The following is a 21,593-nucleotide window of genomic DNA, read 5'->3' as shown; positions in this document are numbered from 1 at the left end:
ATGCAGTTAATTAAAATGATGCGTTCAGCCCGAACGTGATCGTGCGGGCGATTGGATAAGCCGAATAGTCGAATCCAGGAGTGAGATTCGAATTGCGTGTTGAAACCTCGGGATCCGGCCCGGAATAGTTGGTCCAGGTATAGAGGTTCTGAGCAGAAACGGACAACCTCAAGCCACTCATTCTCCACCTCGAAAGCAATCCAGCCGGCAAATGATAACCAATGGAAACCGTTTTCAAGCGGAGGAAAGATCCGTCTTCCAATACACGCGAAGAATAAAACTGTGGCCCTTGCCCCCCCTGCCTGAACAACGTGTTGCTTGGGTTATCGGGCGTCCAGCGGTCGGCGTAATGTGCATACTGATTGATTTGTTTCGTTGACGTTCCGTTTCCTTCAAAAATCAACCGGTTAGCATTGTAGATTTCATTGCCATAGGACCACTGGAAGAAGACATTCAAGTCAACGTTTTTATAAGTAAAGTTGTTTGAAAATCCGCCCGCATGCAACGGAATTGCCCGACCAAGCACTGTCCGATCAATGTCGTTGACCACGCCATCTCCGGTCAAATCACGGTAACGGATATCTCCTGGCTGGATTTGATTACGAGGATTGCCGTTATTGGGCACATCATCTTTCAATACATATTTGCCATTGTCGTCTTGATTGAAGTCGCTATACTGGTATACACCGTCCCATACGTATCCGAAAAATTGAGCCAGCGGCTGTCCAACTTGGGCCACATACAAAGGCCCATTCGAATAGCTGCCTGCAAACGAAACGCGTGAGAGCAGCTCGTGCTGATTTTCCGCCAATGCCAATACCTCGTTGCGGTTGAAGGCAATATTAAAATTGGAACTCCAAGAGAAGTTGGGTCGCTGGATATTGACGGTATTGAGCGTCAGTTCAAGCCCCTCATTGCGCATTTCTCCCATATTCTTGAAGCTTCTGATATAACCCGTTACGTACGGAACTTCAGCATTCAGCAGCAAATCCCGGGTAATTTTGCGATAAACCTCCGCCGTTAACAAAATCCGATTATCAAACAATCCCAAATCATATCCGAAATTCGTCTGGACACTCGTTTCCCAGCGTAACTTCTCGGTGCCCAGGGCACCCAATGCCACACCCCTTGTAGGTGCCCCATTATTGAAGCTGTATCCGCTCACCATCGGAAAAGAAAGGGTCGATAAATAGGGGAAATCACCCACCCGATTGTTTCCGGAATGCCCGTAGCTGATGCGTAATTTTGATTCCGAAATGAACGCGATGTCGCTCATAAAACCTTCACGCTTCATCTGCCAAGCCAACGCACCGGAGGGAAAGTAAGCCCAACGATTGCTCGATGCGAATTTAGATGAGCCATCGGACCTAATGGAGGCGGTGAGCAGATATCTGCCATCAAAATCATAATTCGCCCTTGCTAAAAACGACGCCAATGCCCATTCCGAACCGGATTTAGAAAAAGTGATGTTGGGTGCCTCATCCAACCCATTTACGCCCAATGATTCATTAGGTACCATGGTGGCAGACAACCCCTCACCCGCCGATTGACTGCCCTGCATGGTAAAGCCCCCCAACAAATCCAACTTATGCTTTTCGGCAAACTTTTTACTGAATGTCAACGTGTTTTCATTCAGCCAGCCATTTGAATTGCCATTGCCGACCCGACCATTCACCCCATTGGAGCGATATGGATTTCCAGAGCTCGTACGCGAATTGTAGAAATTCTCCTCCAAGCGGAAATTTCGTGTAATACCCCCACTGATCTTCAAGGTCAAATACGGAAGTATCCGGTATTGAAAAAAGCCGTTCGCGGTGAGGTTCCGCTGTTTATTCAACCGATGCTCATTTTCTAAAGATGTTATCGGATTGACAAGCACTTCTCCTGGATTTTGGCTTTCATCAATAATATCGAAAAAATCCTCCACCAGATTTCCGGAGGTCAAGCCTCGCGTAGGCCTGTATGCCAAAACGTTATATATATAACTATTCGTATGGCCGGCTGGATGTTCTGAAAAAACGGCACCGGTCGCTTTCGTTTCACTATAATTGGCATTCAGTGTCACATTTAATTTCTCGTTGACCTTTTGCTCCAGGATCACCCTGCCTTGATACCGTTTGAAACCCGTCGCAATGATAATCCCATTCTGATCCATCAGATTGGTAGATAGCGAGTACTTCGTCTTATCCGTGCCACCACGCAGGGATAGATCATGATTTTGAAAAAGCCCCGTACGGAAAAGCTGTCGCTGAAAATCCGCGCTTTCCGCTGTCTGATAGTAATCAATGCTCCGCGTGCTATCCACATAGATATGCGATCTGGCGGGGTCAACTTCAAGTTGATAACGTACAAATTCATAGCTATCCATCATTTCAGAAAACTTTGTATGCCGTTGGCTACCCAAATTCATGCTGTAACTCAATACCGGTGTACCTATTTTGCCTGTTTTAGTGGTAATAATGATCACACCGTTTGCACCGCGAGCACCATATATAGCCGTGGCAGAGGCGTCTTTCAATATATCGATTGAAGCGATGTCCGAAGGGTTCAATATGGTATTGTCAGGATTTTCTACCGGAAACCCATCGATCACAAACAACGGGGAGTTGTCTTGTGTGATCGATCCAGCACCCCGGATGACGATCGTGCTCAACCTACCGGGCTGCCCGTCTGTGCTAGAGACGGCTACCCCCGCCACACGTCCAGCCAATGCGTCTTCCATCGATGCAACAGGTGCTTTCGCAAAATCGTCCATATTAACCTGCCCTACCGCACCGGTAATATCTTTACGCCTGATTTCACCATATCCAATAACCACCACTTCAGTTAAATCTTCACCTTCGGCAAGCCGCATCACAATGTTTATTTGCTCGCCAGTGACACCGATTGATAACGGTTTATACCCTAGCATCGAAAACTGGAGGCTATCACCTACTAGCGCAGCAATCCTGAATTTGCCTTGATCATTCGTAGCCGTCGCAAGCTGCTTTCCCGTTACCCGCACAGATGCACCCGCCAGCGGTTGGCCTGCCTCATCACGGACACTGCCTTCTACATAATTTTGCTGAGCAACAGTCGGTTCGACCACTTTCACATGGGGTTTAGCCTTGATGACTACGGTACCGTCATAGATGGAATAAGCCAAGGGATAGGAAGCTACGGCGCTTTCCATCACGGTTTCCAGTGAGGCCTGTTTGACGGATAAGGTAACCCGCCAATTCGGGTCCAACAGATTTTCCTCATAGATAAATCGATACCCAGTTTGCTGTTTGATTGCCGCAAACAACTCCGTTAGGCTCGCATTCTTCAAGGTCAAATCTACGGTCTGTGCGTCAGTTTTTGCTTGCACGCCGATGCATAAAATGCTCACGAAAATCGCTGCAAGTTTCATGATTATTAGATATTTCATCAACAAGCGCCGGACACCCTTCCCTTGGTATTGTCCGATAGAAATTTTTTCCATAATTTTGGAAAGATTAAGGGTTATTCAATTGGTTCTATTCATACATTTTACGGCCAATACCTTTATCGGTTTCCGGAGGTAGTGGCTTACCTTCGGATTTTTTATGGTAATGGACGTTTAGCTTACCTGTATCATTTCATGTTCCGTTTCCTCCTTTTCCTCAGTTTACAATCAATTTTCTTCCTTGGATATCAAACTGCGTTCCGCTTAAATCTTGCAATAAGGCACAGACGCCGCCCAATGTGGCGCTGCGTTTGATTCCACCGATATATTTTTTATCGCCTATATTGGCCTTTACGACCAGTTCTACATCATACCACCGTGCTACTTCATCCAGGATTTCACGCAATGTTTTTTTGTTGAAATAAAAGTAGCCATCTCGCCAAGCAAGCGCTTCTTCCAAATCGGCAGCCGATACCCGCATACTTTGCGCACTGCTTACGACTTCGGTTCCAGAAAGCACAATGCGTTGTTCGTTGTCGTTACTTACCTTAATTTTTCCCTCAGTGAGGATGGTTTTGACATATCCTTTTTTCCGGTGACTGTTTATATTGAAAGCCGTACCTAGGGCTTCGACTTCTAGGTGATCTGTTTCTACGATGAAAGGGCGTTTGGAATCTTTAGCCACTTCAAAATACGCTTCGCCATCCATTCGGATACGGCGTTCGTGGCTGTCGAACGTCGCCGGAAAATCGAGCGTCGAATTGGCATTGACCCAAACCTTGGTACCATCATCCAACACCAACTTATAAGTACCTCCTTTGGGCACAAAGAGTTGATGGCTGACCGAGGTCTGGGAGCCTCTTGCATCATCATGCTGATAAGTCAGCGCACCGTCCTGAATTTTTATCACGGCAGACGCATCAACCATTTGCTCCTGTTGCTCCTCCGCCAATACGACCCGTTTTCCGTCCGACAATGTCAAAATAGCCTTTTGGTTGCCCGGAAGTACGTCATTTTTATGTCCATACACTTTGTCTTGGATAATGCCTGTTTGCTGAACGGATTGAATGGCCCACCATCCCAAAACCGCAAATACCAAGACCGCCGCAGCCAGACCGATCCATTTGAATCGATTTTTTCTGCTTCGTCTTTCATGATATTTTTGCAAAATATGCCCCCAATCGGCCGCTTTGGGAATTTGTGCGAGCGCTGACAATCCTTCATCCACGGTCCGGTCATCGCTGTACGTTTCCATGAGCTGCCGGACAAACGGATCACGTAAGGCCCAATCGTTCAATTCCGCCTCGTCCGCTTCACTGAGTGTGCCCTGCACATATTCCGATATGAGCCTAGCCAGTTCTAAATATGTATTGTCCATAATTGGTGTATTCCCACTATTGGTATACTCCTAAGGAACATGAAAATGGAAAATGGGTGAAAGGCGGATCGATTTTTTTTTAATCGAATGCTTACCGCAGGAGAATAGGTATGAGCAGAATCATTGTTTGCTGGGATATTTTATTACGAAGTAATGCGATTGCCCGTTGTTTTTGGGTTTTGATGGTATTTATGCTTACACCTATCGCATCAGCGATTTCTTGGTTTTTCTTCCCTTCAAAATATGCCATTTTGCACACTTCAGCACAGCCCTTTGGTAATGTCTCCAATGCCGCATGGAGTTCGCCTAAAATTTCGGCATGGATCATCGCGTGGGTAATCTCGGCCTCCTCCATAACCTGAGGCTGGTTTTGCCGATGTATACGGTCAATGATGCTATGCCGCCTAATGCTATTGAGGGCGGCATGCTTTACGGTGCTATACAAATAACTTTTGATGGCGTGGGTATCCTGCTTGATATTGCATCTATTTTCCATCAGCACCACAAAAGCATCTTGAACCAAATCCCGTGAAGTCTCACGGCAGGACACTATACGGTAGGCAAACTCGCATAATCTGATGTAGTACCTGTCAAACAACTCCTCAACAGTGAAAGTCTCTGGCTTATTTTTCATTGCCTTATTTCAATAATTGTATAATGTCACTGCCGCTATGGCAATTACGTTATGTAGTTATTATAATTGAAATCGAAATATTTCCCCAACCGATATTTTCTTTTTAGGGGGCTACATGCTATACAGCAACTATAATTGGTTATTTATCCGAGCGATTTATTATTTTAAATTCGCCACGAGCTACTAAGTTACAAATGTTCCGAAAATAAAGCGCTTACCATTCACCTAAATTCGCAAACCATTAAGTTCGATTAACCGATTTAAAAAACAACGCTGCCGACGCGTATCCAGCAGACCACACGCTCTAAACAACAACGATTAAAAACATAATTATTTGTAATTAATCTAAATAATAATATTTTTGCAAGATGAATATCCCTACACAAAAAAAGAAACACAATTATACAGCATTATCGCTTTATTTCTATTTAATTATCCTTTGCCTATTAAACTTCAACACAGCTGTATATGCGCTGCAAGTTGATTCCTCCACCCCCATCGCCCATAACGAGCATACATCATGGGCCGATGTTGGGGAGATTGAGGGTACGGTGCTGACTATCGATGGACAACCCGCAGCCAAGATTACCATCAGGATAGATGGCAAGGCAGCCGCGCAAACTGATGAAAAAGGACGTTTTTCCCTGGCATCCATACCGGAAGGCCTACATACGGTGACCGCGAGTATGGTGGGTGTGCGTCCCGTCAGCCAGCAGGTAAACGTATCTTCAACAGGGACTACATACCTTACCCTTACACTCAACGCAGATGCACAGCAATTGCAGGAAGTGACAATCAATGCGCAAGGCACCAACAAATTTGCCCAAAAAGAAACGGCCTATGTGGCGCGCATGCCGCTCAAAAACCTAGAAAACCCACAAGTATACAACAGCATTCCCTCCGTACTCCTGAAAGAACAAGTAATCATCCGCTTGGATGATGCGCTGAAAAACGCCCCCGGCATCACCCAACTCTGGGAATCTACCGGACGTGGTGGTGATGGTGCCGGTTATTTTTCGCTAAGGGGTTTTGCGGTACAGCCTACAATGATAAATGGGCTGCCTAGCCTTACCAATGGTAGCCCAGATCCTGCCAACATTGAGCGAATCGAGGTGATCAAGGGGCCATCCGGTACACTGTTCGGGAGCAGCCTGATTTCCTACGGCGGACTCATTAACATCATCACCAAAAAACCATATCATGGATTCGGGGCCGAGGTTTCCTATGTGGCTGGTAGCTATGGCCTGAACCGGGTTACGGCCGATGTGAATGCCGCGCTCAGCACGATAAAAGACATTGCACTACGGATCAACACCGCCTGGCATTCCGAAAGCAGCTTCCAGGATGCCGGTTTTAGAAAATCGCTTTTTATTGCCCCTACGTTGTCTTATCAAGTGAACGAACGGCTTTCTTTCCTGATGAGCGCGGAATTTTACCAAGGCGAACGCACCAACCCGCTCATGATTTTCTTTAACCGCAGCCGGCCGTTGGCCGCGGAAAATATGCAGGAATTGGGGTATGATCATAAAGCATCATTCACGAATAATGACCTTTCTTTCAAAAACCCCACGTTCAATCTTCAAGGGCAAATGAATTACCAGCTCGCTGACGGATGGGTTTCTCAGACCGTGCTATCGAGAAGCTCGTCAAAATCGGATGGCTACTATTCTTACATCTGGGATTTGGCAGATGGGGAAGGTACCTATCAGCGTTATTTCAGCATGCAAAACGCGGATCTGCTCGGTACAGACATTCAGCAAAATTTCATCGGGGACTTTAAAATCGGTAACCTCCGTAACCGTTTGGTGGCCGGGGTAGACTATTTCCACAGGAGCTATGTGAATAATAGCTCGGGTTATGTGATCGCGGATAGCATCATCATATCGGAGCCGGGCACTGGCAGTATATCCAAGTCTAGGGTTGATGCGGCATTGGCTGGGACCACGGCAAATAAAAGCAAAACCGAGGAAGAGGTGCTCAGTGCCTACTTTTCGGACGTGCTGAATATCACACCTTCGTTGCTGGTGATGGCTAGCCTAAGGTTAGACTATTTCAATAACCAAGGGAATGTAGCTACGGATGAGGACGATTTTGATCAGGTTGCACTTTCCCCAAAGTTTGGCGTCGTATACCAGCCTGTGCAAGATAAGCTTGCCTTGTTCGCCAATTACATGAACGGGTTTTCCAATGTCGGTCCACAAGAGGAGACCATAGATGGAGTTTCTATACCACGCACTTTCAGGCCAGAACACGCCAACCAGTGGGAAACTGGGGTTAAATTAACGTTGTTGGATGAGAAAATAGCAGCTACTGTCAGCTATTACGATATCCGGGTATCGGATGTGGTGCGCCAAGAAGTGATAGAAAATTCCGATCCTGAACCCGATATTATCTATATCCAAGATGGCGAGAACTACAGCAAAGGGATTGAAACAGCGTTCACCCTAAATCCAGCTCCCGGCCTGAACCTGATTATGGGATATAGCTATAACGACAGCAAGGTCGTGAAAACGAATGATGAAAACATTGTAGGGAGGAGGCCCGAGGCAGCCGGCCCAGAACATCTCGCCAATGCTTGGATAAGCTATCGGGTAAACGAAGGCCAATTAAGTGGTCTTGGTTTTGGTTTTGGTGGAAATTATGTAAGCGAAAACAAGATTATGAACCGTTCAAACACCGGTGTGTTCGCCTTGCCCGCTTACACCGTGATGAATGCGTCGGCTTCCTATGGCACCGGCTCATACGAGCTATCACTTAAGTTGGATAATCTTACGAATAAGGAATATTATAACGGCTGGTCGACTGCAAATCCACAAATGCCCCGCAGGCTACTTGCTTCAGTTACCTTTAGATTTTAACTATTACGCTATCATATATGATAAACCGACCATGATAACGACAATCACCATCCTCATCTTTCTCGGGTTCTTTCTACTTTATCATACTTCACAGAAAGCCGTCTTATCTTCTTCATTGAAAATAGCGGCTTGGATACATACTTATCCAAAATCGGGAAAGCGGATGGGATTATCGCTATTGGCGGCAGCAATCCTGCTTTGCCTGGTTTATCTTGGAATCGGAGCCGGCTTGTTCTCCTTTTTCGTCATCTTGATGACCATGGGGAGCCTGATTGTCATCTTGACCCCATTGAGGTTAATCAATTGGAAAGTATTGATTTTCATTTTCTTATTGTCATTAATTATTGAATTAATTTAACCGTCGTGCCAGCAAACAGAAAATACCTGACAACTTCTTGGACACAGCGTTTTGCTAAAATCACTGCCGGTTTTGCAGGTGGGTACCTGGTAGCCACTTCCTTCTTCATTGCTTTGTCCTTTTGGGTCAATCATGTCAATGTGTTGATGACCCTGCTTTACGCGGGCTTTATCCTTTGGGCTTTCCTAATGGTCTTTGCTTTCCTTGCCAAAAATGGCTGGAAGGTATGGGGACTCTACCTGCTCATCACGTTGGTATTTTCCATCATTATTTACTTGGGGCGGACATATCACCCCATAAGCTAGTCCATATGAACAACAGAATCTACAATATCCTGTTCAATACCCACACCATCAGTGGCATCGTTATCAGCGTGGCCTTGTATGTAATCTTCTTTGCCGGGTCTTTTTCCTTTTTCCGATCGGAAATAGCCGGCTGGGAAAGAAACGAGCCCGTGGAAGCGCAAATGTTCGAAAACATGGATTTTGATGGCCTGATAGACACCCTTGGCCAGCGGTATAGCACCTATGGTAGAGACATCACCATACGCCATATCAACAAGGAGCAACGGGTGACCATTGATATGACGGGATCCAAGGATTCTCTTGCTTCGGAGGAAGCCAAACTACGGAAATACTTCTTTATCAATGTATTGGATTTCAATGAATACGAATATCAAAAATCTTATTCACTTGCGGAATTTCTGTATCGCCTGCACTTTTTTGCCCAATTGAACTTTTATGGTACATCCGGTTACCTATTGGCCGGTCTGGTAGCTTTTTTCTTCCTATTTGCCATCATCACCGGGGTATGGGTACACTGGAATAAGATCATATCGAATTTTTACCTTCTCAGGCCGAGAGCGAAGTTGAAGACCTTATGGACCGATGCCCATACAGCATTAGGCGTACTAGGCTTGCCCTACCAGTTCATCTTTGCGGTAACAGGGATTTACCTGATTGTGGGCACCGCAGTGATGGCACCGCCCGTGGTATCCCTGCTATATAACAACAATACAGAAAAACTATACAACGACATGGGGTTTGCCATATCGACCTACCCTTTGGCCAACAAAAAATTGGACACGAGCATAAATATCAATGCATTTATTGAAAGGACTAAAGCTGAATGGGGGGATTTTGAGCTACGGTCCGTGGCATTGTTCAATTATGGAGATGCTCATATGCATGTTTCCGTTGAGGGAGGCCCCTTGGAGAAATTCAAATTTGCTGGCAAAGGCCACATCACCTACCAAGCGACCACCGGAGCGGTCGTTTCTCAGAAAAGCCCTTATGAAGGGACTTCCTATCTTGATGGGGCCACCGAGGTTCTCCGTAAATTACATTTCGGGGATTATGGCGGCTTGGGTTTACGGATCATCTATTTCATCCTCGGGATTGTCTCCTGCTTCGTAATTATCTCTGGCGTGATGATATGGTTGGTCGCCAGAGACAAGAAGAGCACCCCTAATGGCCAGCGGCGGTTCAATGCTTGGGTCGTGTGGATTTATCTGTCCGTATGTCTAAGCATGTACCCTGTTACTGCCCTCACTTTTCTGGTGGCTAAAGTATTCCCTCCCGAATTAGATTCCCATCGGATGGTCTTTATCTTTCGTGTTTTTTTCTACAGCTGGCTTGCGTTATCAGTCTTGCTTGCGGCTAGGCGCGATAATTTCCTTATCAACAAATACACACTCCTTGGCGGATCCATCATTGGCTTGCTGGTTCCCATTGCCAATGGCATAACAACGGGAAACTGGATATGGAAAACTTTCGTGGACAACCATTATCAGGTATTCGTTGTAGATGCTTTTTGGTTAGCCTTATCCACCACTACCCTGGTGATTGCCTTAAAGCTAAAGCGAAAAGTCCGTGATAAGGAGGCTGTTCATCAAGTGTCCAAATCCAGTGAATCAGTTGTTGGATAAGATAGTTCCGTACTTGTCTCGATTCCCCATTTAGAATGTCGTGTCTACACCCCATGGGTGTCCATTTGTTACACTATTTTTGCATATTTACTGGAGCATAGCCCAGTATTACGCAAGAAGAAACAATTATTATGACACAACAAGAAATCATCACCTCCTTCCATTCGGCAACCCAGGAGCTGCTCCGGTTACTTTCATCTCTTGACGATCAAAAACTGAATGAACAACCTTTTGAAGGCAGCTGGACAGCTGCGCAAGTGGGGGAACATCTCTTGAAATCCTATAGCGTAGCGGAAACGCTCAATGGAACTACCAAACCTACCGAACGAGCGCCGGATGAAAAATTGGGAGCCCTCCGCGAGATGTTTCTAAATTTTGGCATCAAAATGAAGTCACCAGATTTTATCTTGCCTAGGAATGGTTTCATCGCCAAGAAAGCGCTATTGGATGGTTTGCAGCAAAGGTTGGAACAACTCCATCAAGTTATCAACCGGAAAGCAATGGTCGAAACCTGCCTGGATTTTGAACTGCCCGGATCAGGGGCCCTTACGCGACTGGAATGGATTGGCTTTGTAGCCGTACATACCCAGCGGCACAATCACCAATTAAAAAAAATAATTGAAGTAGTTGGCAATAATCCTATCGTATAAAACGTCGGATAATGATGGAGTCGTTATTCCTTGCTGATGCTACCATGCAATCAATGGCAGACGCTCCGAAACGGCCAAGGAAGAAATACGTCATTTGCACTAATTACACCTCATAGGTGTATATTTGACATACCATTTTTGTGTTATAATCCGATAAAACAACAAAAAAATGACACACATACCGGAAGAAAATTCGATGCAGAATACGGATCAGTCGACCAATACCCCAGAAGAAGCAACGTCCAATACACTTCGTTCGTTTTGGATTGATTTGAAAGACGCCATCCGAGGCACCGAAGCTGATTATACACAGATTAGCCTTGGCAAGGCTATTTTCTTGCTTGCCATACCAATGATTCTGGAACTCATTATGGAGGCCGCCTTTGCCGTAGTGGATATTTACTTTGTGGGTAAACTTGGGTCTTCGGCCGTATCGACTGTGGGGCTTACGGAAACTTATTTATACCTGCTCTATGCAGTAGCCATGGGGCTATCCACGGCGGTTACCGCTATTGTTGCGAGACGGATTGGCGAAAAAAACAAGGAAGACGCTGGCATCGCAGCCATACAATCTATATTTATAGCTGTACTCGCTTCACTGCCATTTGCCCTGGCCGGTATCTTTTTTGCCAAGGATTTACTGGTACTCATGGGGGCCGATGATTGGAGCATTGCGTATGGATATCGTTATACCCAATGGATGTTGGGAGGCAATGTGGTTGTTGTACTGCTGTTTTTGCTCAATGCCGTTTTCCGGGGTGCAGGGGATGCCGCCATTGCCATGCGGGTCCTGTGGATTGCCAATGGGTTGAATATCCTGCTGGATCCACTGCTCATTTTTGGATGGGGCCCAATCCCCGCGCTGGGCATCGAGGGTGCCGCCATAGCGACCAACATCGGTCGTGGGGTTGGCGTCTTCATACAATGTTGGATCCTTTTCAAAGGAGGAAAGCATATTCGAGCAAAACTTTCTCAGCTTCGTTGGAACGCCAAGATTTTTTTCGGTATCATCCGAACATCCCTTGGCGGTATTGGGCAGATGCTAGTGATGATGACATCATGGATATTCCTTATGCGCATCCTTGCCGATATAGGAAGCGAAGCCGTGGCGGGAGCTACCATAGCACTGCGTATCATGATGTTCACCATGATGCCCGCTTGGGGCTTATCCAACGCTGCTGCTGCACTGGTTGGGCAAAACCTTGGTGCCGGGCAGCCCGAGCGAGCAGAATCATCAGTGTGGAAAATCGGCCTCTATAACATGATTTTCCTAGTAGGTGTCTCGTTCATCTATTTTTTCTACAACGAATCATTGATGCGGATATTCACACAAGACGCCCAGGTGATCGCCATCGGCAGCGAATGGTTGCGCATCCTCTCTTATTCATTTTTCGTTTACGGCTGGTGGATGGTATCCGTGCAGGCATTCAACGGTGCGGGAGATACCCAAACACCAACGAAGATCAATCTGGTGTTTTTCTGGCTTATCCAAATACCCCTATCGTATTTTTTGGCCATCACGCTTGGATGGGAGCACTCAGGCGTATTTTGGGGTGTGTTTGTTTCGGAAACCGCTGTAGGGTTGTTTACCCTATGGCTCTTTAAGCGCGGTAGCTGGAAAACCGTGAAGGTGTAATAACACCTCTTCACCATCGCTGTTCATCTGCTTGTCTTCATCGCTTTGACAACCTTGATGTGCTTGTCGTTTAAAAATCGTCCATATGCTTCCGTTTCGCATCCATATAAAGCAATTTTTCCTTCTTCATTGTGATGAACACCCCATCCATAGCGTTTAGTCAATGGTGAAGCCCTAAGACAAGCTTGTCCTTTTGAAAAATAGATTGCCTTTGCTTCGTCAAGCTCATCTTTTGTGAGGTCTTTACGCTGTGCATAAACCTGAAACAGTACCTCGTCCGAGGTATATTGATACGGGTTTTTGCTTATCAGTTCAAATTGAATGTTTGCTATGGATTTTGTATCTCCCTTGGTTTGTGGAATCTCACCGACCATCGTTGGGCAATCGTCGGCCACCACTATAAACATATTGTAGTAGTTTGTGCTATGTACCTTCATCTATCAATTATTTTTACTCAAAAATAAACAATCCTTATGACAACCCTATGTCAGGGGCATGCGGAAATATTACCGATATTATGAGATTTTTACCGGAGTAATGACCTTACGCTTACGATAAACATGGAAGAATGTCAATAAGAGCAGCCCTGTGCTGACCAATAAACCGCAGGCATAGGAAAGACCATGAGGAAGGGACAACCCTTCCGGGGCAACCAGTATGTAGGAAACCACCACGTTGGTCATGAATACCGCGGGAACCAATGCAATCCAATAATATCGGCCTTGTCCAATAAGGTATGCCGTGATCGTCCACAACACCACGGTAGCAAGCGTCTGGTTGGTCCAGGCAAAATATCGCCAAATGACCCCAAAATCCATCAAGCTAATGGCAAAAGCAATCCCAAACAAGGGCAGGGCTAACATAAGCCGGTTTTTCATCGCCCGTTGGCGAAGTTGGAAGATATCGGCAAGCAACAGCCTCGCACTTCGGAAAGCCGTATCACCGGATGTGATGGGGGCCACTACCACACCGACGATTGCCAATATGCCCCCTAATCTTCCCAAAACTCCTGTACAGATTTCGTTTACCGCCATCGCTGCATTCCCCGATCGTTCATCCATGAACACATTAAGCTCACGGATGCCACCGAAATAACTCATGCTCACCGCTGCCCATATCATCGCTACCACGCCTTCCGTCACCATGGTCCCGTAGAATACGCTCCTCCCCTGTCCTTCATGTTGGAGGCACCGTGCAATAAGGGGCGACTGTGTAGCATGGAAGCCCGATATGGCCCCGCAGGCAATGGTAATGAACAGCATCGGGAATACTGGGAACTTCTCTGGATGGATATGACGGTTCGTCGCGAACGCATCCCATGACAATTCAGGAACAGGTAACTCACGATACACCATCGCCGCACCAAGAGCCACTGTCATTAGCAAGAAAACAGCCCCAAATACCGGGTATAGTCTACCGATGATCTTATCAATGGGCAAGATGGTCGACAATATGTAATAGAATAGAATAATCGATGACCAAACGGTAACGGTTAACCAGCTAACATCTACCAAGTTGGCCAGAATCTGCGCCGGCCCGATAAAAAACACCGTCCCAACCATGATCAGCAGCACAAAGGTTAACACGCGCATGAACTGCATCAACGGTCTCCCCAAATACTTTCCCGTGATCTCCGTGAAGCTCTTTCCACCGTTGCGTAGGGATAGCATGCCGGAAAAATAATCATGTACTCCCCCTGCAATGAGCGTACCCAGTGCAATCCATAGGAAGGCAGCGGGGCCCCACATTGCTCCAGCTACCGCGCCAAAAATTGGCCCCAAACCTGCTATGTTTAGGAATTGGATCAAGAATGATTTCCATCGTGGCAAGGGCACATAGTCTACCCCATCAGGCATGGAAATGGCTGGGGTGGGACGCGTCCGTTCGATGGTAAAAATGCGTTCGCAGATAACCCCATACGTATAATAACCCAACACCAGGATCCCGACACAAACAAAGAATGTAATCATTTAGTTTTTAAATTGGAAATTGCAATAAAGCATGTTAAAGCCCGTAAAGCTACGAATTCTTTTTGTTGACAAATAACGCAATTAATCCTTGGATAACACCTGCTTCTCCTTCACCAATAGCTCTTCCAATGCGCCGTATTCCACATCCTGTACATCGATATCACCGTCAATGGCCAATACCGCAGCTAGTGCTGCACTTTGGCCAAGAATCATGAACACCGGTTCCATCCGGATGGAGCCAAAGGCGATATGTGAACTTGAAACACACACGGGTACCAACAGATTGGTACATGCCTCCTTTTTAGGGAGCAGCGCCCCATATGAAATCTGGTAAGGGCCTTTTTTTGGTGAAACCCCGATATCCCCTTCGTTTTGTACAAAGCCGTCATCCTTGACATAGCGTTGTACATTGTGTGAATCTAATGTATAAGACCCCATCCCCACAGGGTCATCAATGACGCGCTCACTGAATGTATCATGCTCGGTCATTACATATTGCCCCACCATACGGCGTGCCTCACGGATATACAGCTGATGCGGCCAGTTACCGTTGTCCGTAAATTCATCTTTGGCCAACCCCCACTGCGCCATCTCTTCCCGTACGGCTTGGGGCACCTTCGGGTCATTGGCCAGAAAATACATCAGGCCCTTCTGATAATTTTCATGTTCCTTGATGATTTCCTTTCTTCTATCGTAATCCGCTTCCGGATAGTAGTAGTTCATACCAATGAAATCCGTACTGAACGGGCCATGGTTGTTGGTATCCGTCTTCCGATTCGGGATAATATCAAATTTGTTGAATGTCTCGCGCCAACCGGAGGCAAACACCCTCGCCAAGAGTTCATAGTTTTCCGGATTGTAATTATCCGGTTTCGGGAAGGCTACCCGGTTGTCCGGGTGATTGCTCAGGCACATCCGGAAACAGTAAGCCTGCAAGCGGTGGTCGCCCACTCCATATGCTCCCGGATGCTCGGCAGAAACGCCATAAAGCAGTCCACTGCTGGAATCACCGGGAGTTTTATACGGGCTGATGTCCGATTTGAACCAATGCCCATGGTGCAGTACCCCTGTTTGCACACCGTTCCATTGCTCCCCATATACGCTGTTGGCCTCACGCCCCACATGATAGTCTACACCAGCCGCAGCCATCAAGTCGCCCTCATAAGTCGCATCGATAAAGACTTTACCCCTATATGTTCTGTTACTTAAGGTTGTAATGGATATAATTCGGCCGTTTCCCTTTTTTACTCCCGCGGCCCGGTCCAGCCATTCATCACGGTGTACCTCAATGCCGTATTCGGTTACATAATCGGTAAAGACCTTTTCCGCCACGTGCGGTTCGAATATCCACATGGTGCGGGCAGCCCCGTCGATCGCTGGTGTCCCTTGGCCTTTATTGCCATAGTTTTCACGCTTTTCCCATTGCCAAGCGGTGCTGTCTTGATAATGGAGATATACGCGGTGGTAAAAATCCCGGGCAAGGCCGCCGATGACCGATTTATCGCCCGTATCCGTAAAGCCGAGACCGCCAGATGATAGGCCGCCCAAATGCGTATCGGGCGAAACCACAATAACGGACTTTCCCGATTTTTTGGCCTGTACTGCCGCCGAGATAGCAGCGGACGTCCCGCCATATATGATGAGGTCTGCCTCATAAGCATTCGGGTCGGGCATGCTGCACGCCAGTTGGCAGCATATAACGAAAAGGGGGGAGATGTATCTAACCATCTTAGTTGTATATATCATCGTGTCTCTGGAATTTCTTAGAGCGCTTGATCATCACTAGGAACCAAAATAACGGCATTCGCTGCAACAACGCCATCCGCACCTTTTGTGCTGATTTCAACAAAAGCGGGTTCACTACCTTTAACAATCGTATAACTGCCTAGGGATACCCAGGTACTAGATGTTTGTCCCTTGATTTCCACGGTCGACAAATCTAATATGTTCTCCGAAACGCGTTTTCCGTCAAAAACCCGGTAACTAACCTTCGTGGCACTTTCAGCATGCTTGGGGAAGTAGGTGTAAAGCTGATAGCGACCCGGTTTCAGGCTCTTCGCAATAAACGTTGCGCTGCTGAGTCCGTCTTTGCCATCGGCCTCTACATAAGTACGTCCATACCCCTTGCTTCGGCCTTTTTTCCAATTTCCGGCAAACTGTACCGCATCGCTATCCGTGCTGTTAATGAGCACGTCTGGCTCACGGCCATCCGCTTTGGGATTGGCCGCCAAGGTCGCTTTTATATCGTTCACATCCACTGCTTGCACATCAATACCCTGATCAATGGCGTGGCAGGCGGCCACGGCCGCAGATTGTCCCAGCACCATGAAAACCGGCTCCATCCGGATAGACCCAAAGGCGATGTGGCTGGCAGAAAGGCAAACCGGCACCAATAAATTAGTCACTTCACCACGCTTCGGAACGATGGCACGATACGAAATCGGAAACGGCGGGAACCCTCCAACCTCTACATTCCCTTCGTTCTTTACCATACCATTTACCACCAATCGGTCGCAGTTATGCGAATCCATCGTATACGCCGCAAAGCCCACTTCATCGTCTACCACTTCCCTACCCTGGCAATGGTGCTGAGTCATTACTACCTCACCGATCATACGCCGCGCCTCGCGCACGTAGAGCTGAGGACTCCAATGGTTGTTGCTGACATACTCGTCTTTCGGATATCCCCATTGCTGCATCTCATCGCGGATGAACCTTGGCACGGACGGGTCGTTGCCCACGAAATACAGCAACCCCTTGGTATAGTCCTCGTGCGCTTTTATAATCTCCTGCCGCCGCTCGTAATCGGCCTCCGGATAGTCCCAATTCATACCGATCATGTCGGTCGAAAACCCATTACGGTTGTTAATGTCTGTTTTGCCGTTGGGCATCAGGCTCCAGATGAAGACATCATTCAATCCCTTCCATGGCTGGATTTCCTTCTGCCGCCTCAACAATTCATAGCGATCGGGATCGTAATTGGCAGGTTTGGTAATCGGAATACGATTTTCCGAAACATTGGTTAAGGCAATGCGATAGTTATATGCTTGCACCTTTCGATCTCCGGTACCGTCAGGTAATAATTCGCCATCGCGTATTCCCCATAGCAGACCGCTGCTGGGATCGCCACGTTTCACATAGGGATCTATACCATCCGGAAACTGATGGCCCGTCATCAGTTGCACACCATTTAACGTTTCCCCATATACACTGTTATCTTCTCGTCCCACATGGTAGGATGCACCGGCTTTGGCCATCAAGTCGCCCTCATAGGTGCAGTCCATGAAGACTTTGGCTTTCACGGACATCGACTGCACGCCCATTTTTTCCGTAGATTGGAGGGTAATGCCGTCGAGTCTCGTCCCCTCCTTCGTCACGTCCATGATGACTTGTCCATAAACAACATCCGCATCGCACTGTTCCATATACTGCTTGAAAATCGCTTCGGCTATTTTCGGTTCAAATATCCACTGCTCAAAGGTACCATAGTGTGTACCGGTTTTCCGATAGAAGTCCAGCGCCAAACCGCGTACCACGTATTTGTTGCCGATATCGGTCTGCCCAAGCCCACCGGAGCTTAATCCGCCGAGCCTGTGGCCCGACTCGATCAATACGACAGATTTGCCGGCTTTGGAAGCGGTATATGCCGCCACTACACCGGCAGAGGTACCGCCATATATGCAGAGGTCATATAACGCGTTTTTGACCTGCGCTATGCACGACGCATAGACGAAAACAAATAGAACTACCTGTACAAAAATTTTCTTCATCATGTTCATAAGTGAATAGTTGTTGTTTTAGTATTCCAGTGATTATGCAATGCTTGGCTCAATGCGTTCACCACGTCCTTATAGCGGGGGTACGTGGCCACATTCGTATTTTCATCGGGGTCGACTTCATGGTCGTACAGCTCATGGATGACACGACCCGTCGATGGCACCCGCCACTCCACTAACCGATACCGTTCCGTACGGATACTCCGGCCCATGACCTGTTCGTCATCCACGTGTTTTGGATATTGGCTGAGTGCGAAGTCTTTGGACCAAGGTGCATTCGGATTGTCTAATAACGGAGCGAAATTTTCTCCTTCCAATGAAGCCGGCGCTTCCAGTCCGCAGATATCCGCCAGCGTCGGATAGATATCCACAAATTCAACCAGTTCATCGCTGACCGCACCGGCGGCTTTCTGCCCCGGTTTTGCCACAATAAGCGGTGCCCTCACTGAAGTCTCATAATTGGTATGTTTGGTCGTCCACATATTATGTTCACCCACCTGAAAACCATGATCGCCCAACAGCACGATAACGGTATTGTCCCGCAAACCTAGGCGGTCGAGCTCTGCCAGTATGTTGCCTACTTGGGCGTCCACATAGCTAATGCAGGCAAGGTATCCATGCAGCAATTCCCGCTGTTGTGTTGCTGTTAGTTCTGCTTCATAGGGTATGTGTTTATAATCCTCATACAACCGCAGGTCCGCATACTTTTGCAATGCAAACTCAGGAGCATTTTTCGGCGCATATCGGTTATTGGGTAGGACGATGTCGGCTGCCCGGTATAAATCCCAATATTCCTTCGGTGCGATAAATGGTAGGTGAGGTTTATAAAACCCGACCGCTAAGAAAAACCGCTCGTCTTTCAGTTCATTCAACACTTTTATGGCTTGTACTGCCGTCTCTCCATCCGCCAGGGCACTGTCCGGTATCGTCGGTGCCTCGGTAGCGAATCCCCTGGGAATGTTGCTATAATCCATAGTGTCGCCCGCCTTAGCCATTTCGTCCAACTTTCGCTGGCGCAGCGCTTCACCTTTCGGTCCGTATACGGATTTCGTGGGCAGCCACAGCGGACTGCTCCAGGAAGCTGTATCGTCCATATTGCCGAAAGCACGCGGATCGCTTGGTATCAGATGGAAAATCTTATACAGTCCCTGGCTCTGCCACCCATTGTTTTTAAACAACTGAGGCAGCGTTACCGCATCAGGCGCATGCTCGCGGATATGCGTGGTCAGATTATATACATTCAGCTCATCGGGCCGCAATCCGGTAAGCAGTGAAGCCCTCGACGGGTTGCATAATGCAATTTGGCAGTAGGCACGGTTAAACACCGTGCCCGTAGCTGCCAATTGATCGATATGCGGAGTCTTTACCATGGTGTCCCCGTAACACCCTAATTGCGGTCTCAGATCGTCTACCATGAGAAAAAGAACATTGTAGTCTGTCCGGCTCGCTTTCGCGGTGTCTGTTGATTGCCCATATAGGTTGAAAAACAGGCTAAGACTACCCACTAAAAACAACGATCGCATCGTTAATAACCCACAACACATCAATACCCGGGGTTTTGATCGCCCTGACCAATCGCCGGATTATTGTTGATCTCATTTTCCGGGATAGGCCATAGCAAACGTTCATCAATCAAGTTTTTTCCTACTGCTGCAAATGCCTCCTTTGCTTTCCCTGTCCGTTTCAGATCCCACCAACGTCGCCGTTCGATTAGAAATTCGTATGCCCGCTCCTGTAAAACAACATCCACAAATGCGGTTTCACTCATACCGGCCGCATAGTCTACAGGAGAAGGTGTAGCAGGATTATGACCATAAGCTCTCCGCTTAATCATGTTAAGCCGTTCCAAGGCAAGTGCCGACGGCCCACCTTCCGCGCGACAAGCGGCTTCAGCATAAAACAATAGCGCCTCTGCATAACGGTATATCGGCACGCTATACGTGCTTAGGCCACTATTATTCGTAATGAACTTTTTGAAAAGGACTGGGGTTGTAGCCGGTAAGGGCACCCATTCGCCAGCAGCGTTTTGGACGTGCGTATAAAGGTTGAACGGTTTGCGTAAATCGTTTTCATCCCAAGCCTCGCCAATGAAGGAGTTCATGTTTGGTAGCCAAGCAAAATATCCAGTACTGCTGTAATTGTAAGGTATGTTATTACCCATATGGAGGAAATTGGTGATTTCGGATGGAATCGTTTCTGAATGATGCACGGACATGATATCCTCCGAGCTGGTATTTGACCCGAAAATCCGATAAAAGTCGTCCGGCTGCTGCACATTCACCAGCTGGTACTTTCCACTGGTGATCACCTCATCCGCCTTCGCAGCCGCCGCTTCCCAGTTGCCAATGGTTAAGTACACATGCGCCAACAGCATTTTTGCGGCCGATTTGGACGCTTGCCCCGTTCCGCTGACCGTTTCAAGCAGCCCTTCCTCTGCGGCCATTGCATCGGCGATAATGAGTTCATAGACTTCATTTTCCGGCCTGCGGGGCGATTCCAGATCGGATAGATCCGTACTTTCTCTTGTCTTGATCGGAACCGCTCCAAAGCCCCTCACCAGTTCAAAATAGGCAAGAGCCCGCAAAAAGTGCGCTTCAGCAAGGATGCGGGTTCGTGCCCCCTCATTCATTTGAGCGATCTGAGGCACATTATCTAACACCGCATTTGCCCGATTGATCCCCTGATATAACCGTGTCCATTGATTGGATGCCCTGCCAATATTTTGCTGATCCAGCAGCTGGTGCATATTGGAAATCGGGGCCTGTGATCCCCTTCCGTTCAGGAAATCACCGTGCAACTCGCTCAATATATAGTTGTCAATACCGTAAAATTCTTTACTCAACGCATTATACGCACCATTCAACGCACCTTGCGCATCGGCTTCATTTTTATAGTAATTATTTCTTGCAACAAAGTCCTTTGGAATTTCGTCCAGCATATCTTGACAAGACGTCAATGATATCATAAGGGTGACTATCGCTATACCTATACTTTTCATTT

General features: G+C 47.3%; 15 protein-coding genes. 6 read left to right on the top strand and 9 right to left on the bottom strand.

Translation table 11 applies throughout. The annotated features are described in order from the left end of the window. Positions 1–10 precede the first annotated feature (10 nt). From NF543_RS19570 to NF543_RS19560, 3 genes are all read right to left on the bottom strand, one after another. Entirely contained in the window at positions 11–3,463 is a 3,453-nt protein-coding gene (locus tag NF543_RS19570) for a TonB-dependent receptor (protein WP_257669902.1), read from the bottom strand. A gap of 160 nt (positions 3,464–3,623) precedes the next feature. Beyond that, on the bottom strand, positions 3,624–4,784 hold the full coding sequence (locus NF543_RS19565; protein WP_257669903.1) for a FecR domain-containing protein: 1,161 nt from the start codon (positions 4,782–4,784) through the stop codon (positions 3,624–3,626). Positions 4,785–4,875: 91 nt separating this feature from the next. Then, positions 4,876–5,418: an RNA polymerase sigma-70 factor gene (locus tag NF543_RS19560; RefSeq protein ID WP_257669904.1), complete on the bottom strand. Its 543-nt coding sequence runs from the start codon at positions 5,416–5,418 to the stop codon at positions 4,876–4,878. Positions 5,419–5,786: 368 nt separating this feature from the next. On the opposite strand from NF543_RS19560, the gene NF543_RS19555 reads away from it, so the two are divergent. The 6 genes from NF543_RS19555 (at position 5,787) to NF543_RS19530 (ending at position 12,847) form a co-directional block, all read left to right on the top strand. Next, complete coding sequence (locus tag NF543_RS19555; RefSeq protein ID WP_257669905.1) at positions 5,787–8,276, top strand: TonB-dependent siderophore receptor; 2,490 nt, start codon at positions 5,787–5,789, stop codon at positions 8,274–8,276. A 31-nt stretch (positions 8,277–8,307) separates the two neighbouring features. Next, positions 8,308–8,634, top strand: a complete 327-nt coding sequence (locus NF543_RS19550; protein WP_257669906.1) for a hypothetical protein — start codon at positions 8,308–8,310, stop codon at positions 8,632–8,634. Positions 8,635–8,639: 5 nt separating this feature from the next. Continuing rightward, positions 8,640–8,939, top strand: a complete 300-nt coding sequence (locus tag NF543_RS19545) for a hypothetical protein (RefSeq protein WP_257669907.1) — start codon at positions 8,640–8,642, stop codon at positions 8,937–8,939. Positions 8,940–8,944: 5 nt separating this feature from the next. Then, the gene (locus NF543_RS19540) at positions 8,945–10,561 is read left to right on the top strand and encodes a PepSY-associated TM helix domain-containing protein (RefSeq protein ID WP_257669908.1); all 1,617 of its coding nucleotides are present in this window, start codon (positions 8,945–8,947) and stop codon (positions 10,559–10,561) included. A 131-nt stretch (positions 10,562–10,692) separates the two neighbouring features. After that, on the top strand, positions 10,693–11,211 hold the full coding sequence (locus NF543_RS19535) for a DinB family protein (protein ID WP_257669909.1): 519 nt from the start codon (positions 10,693–10,695) through the stop codon (positions 11,209–11,211). Between the two features lie 169 nt (positions 11,212–11,380). Next, positions 11,381–12,847, top strand: coding sequence for an MATE family efflux transporter (locus tag NF543_RS19530; protein WP_257669910.1), 1,467 nt, complete (start codon positions 11,381–11,383; stop codon positions 12,845–12,847). A 23-nt stretch (positions 12,848–12,870) separates the two neighbouring features. Here NF543_RS19530 and NF543_RS19525 read toward each other — a convergent pair whose 3' ends face one another. The 6 genes from NF543_RS19525 to NF543_RS19500 form a co-directional block, all read right to left on the bottom strand. Further along, positions 12,871–13,284: a DUF6157 family protein gene (locus NF543_RS19525; protein ID WP_257669911.1), complete on the bottom strand. Its 414-nt coding sequence runs from the start codon at positions 13,282–13,284 to the stop codon at positions 12,871–12,873. Between the two features lie 78 nt (positions 13,285–13,362). Continuing rightward, entirely contained in the window at positions 13,363–14,817 is a 1,455-nt protein-coding gene (locus NF543_RS19520; protein WP_257669912.1) for a carbon starvation CstA family protein, read from the bottom strand. A gap of 81 nt (positions 14,818–14,898) precedes the next feature. Continuing rightward, a complete protein-coding gene (locus NF543_RS19515; protein WP_257669913.1) occupies positions 14,899–16,545 on the bottom strand; it encodes an FAD-dependent oxidoreductase in 1,647 nt (548 codons plus the stop codon). Between the two features lie 35 nt (positions 16,546–16,580). Beyond that, entirely contained in the window at positions 16,581–18,590 is a 2,010-nt protein-coding gene (locus tag NF543_RS19510; protein ID WP_257669914.1) for an FAD-dependent oxidoreductase, read from the bottom strand. A gap of 2 nt (positions 18,591–18,592) precedes the next feature. Further along, positions 18,593–20,116 (bottom strand): sulfatase, encoded by a 1,524-nt coding sequence (locus tag NF543_RS19505; protein ID WP_257669915.1) that lies wholly within the window; start codon positions 20,114–20,116, stop codon positions 18,593–18,595. A 20-nt stretch (positions 20,117–20,136) separates the two neighbouring features. Next, positions 20,137–21,591 carry a RagB/SusD family nutrient uptake outer membrane protein gene (locus NF543_RS19500; RefSeq protein ID WP_257669916.1) on the bottom strand — a complete coding sequence of 485 codons (1,455 nt, stop codon included), beginning with the start codon at positions 21,589–21,591 and terminating at the stop codon, positions 20,137–20,139. Positions 21,592–21,593 lie beyond the last annotated feature (2 nt).

The organism is Parapedobacter tibetensis (assembly GCF_024704835.1).
Lineage (GTDB): Bacteria > Bacteroidota > Bacteroidia > Sphingobacteriales > Sphingobacteriaceae > Parapedobacter > Parapedobacter tibetensis.
The sequence above is the reverse complement of the archived record's forward strand: the minus strand, read 5'-3'. Positions and strand labels throughout refer to the sequence as shown.

What these genes read in the sequence shown, in the direction of transcription:
- NF543_RS19570 (WP_257669902.1), bottom strand. Translation starts at nt 3,463, where the DNA reads ATGGAAAAAATTTCTATCGGACAATACCAAGGGAAGGGTGTCCGGCGC.
- NF543_RS19565 (WP_257669903.1), bottom strand. Translation starts at nt 4,784, where the DNA reads ATGGACAATACATATTTAGAACTGGCTAGGCTCATATCGGAATATGTG.
- NF543_RS19560 (WP_257669904.1), bottom strand. Translation starts at nt 5,418, where the DNA reads ATGAAAAATAAGCCAGAGACTTTCACTGTTGAGGAGTTGTTTGACAGG.
- NF543_RS19555 (WP_257669905.1), top strand. Translation starts at nt 5,787, where the DNA reads ATGAATATCCCTACACAAAAAAAGAAACACAATTATACAGCATTATCG.
- NF543_RS19550 (WP_257669906.1), top strand. Translation starts at nt 8,308, where the DNA reads ATGATAACGACAATCACCATCCTCATCTTTCTCGGGTTCTTTCTACTT.
- NF543_RS19540 (WP_257669908.1), top strand. Translation starts at nt 8,945, where the DNA reads ATGAACAACAGAATCTACAATATCCTGTTCAATACCCACACCATCAGT.
- NF543_RS19535 (WP_257669909.1), top strand. Translation starts at nt 10,693, where the DNA reads ATGACACAACAAGAAATCATCACCTCCTTCCATTCGGCAACCCAGGAG.
- NF543_RS19530 (WP_257669910.1), top strand. Translation starts at nt 11,381, where the DNA reads ATGACACACATACCGGAAGAAAATTCGATGCAGAATACGGATCAGTCG.
- NF543_RS19525 (WP_257669911.1), bottom strand. Translation starts at nt 13,284, where the DNA reads ATGAAGGTACATAGCACAAACTACTACAATATGTTTATAGTGGTGGCC.
- NF543_RS19520 (WP_257669912.1), bottom strand. Translation starts at nt 14,817, where the DNA reads ATGATTACATTCTTTGTTTGTGTCGGGATCCTGGTGTTGGGTTATTAT.
- NF543_RS19515 (WP_257669913.1), bottom strand. Translation starts at nt 16,545, where the DNA reads ATGGTTAGATACATCTCCCCCCTTTTCGTTATATGCTGCCAACTGGCG.
- NF543_RS19510 (WP_257669914.1), bottom strand. Translation starts at nt 18,590, where the DNA reads ATGATGAAGAAAATTTTTGTACAGGTAGTTCTATTTGTTTTCGTCTAT.
- NF543_RS19505 (WP_257669915.1), bottom strand. Translation starts at nt 20,116, where the DNA reads ATGCGATCGTTGTTTTTAGTGGGTAGTCTTAGCCTGTTTTTCAACCTA.
- NF543_RS19500 (WP_257669916.1), bottom strand. Translation starts at nt 21,591, where the DNA reads ATGAAAAGTATAGGTATAGCGATAGTCACCCTTATGATATCATTGACG.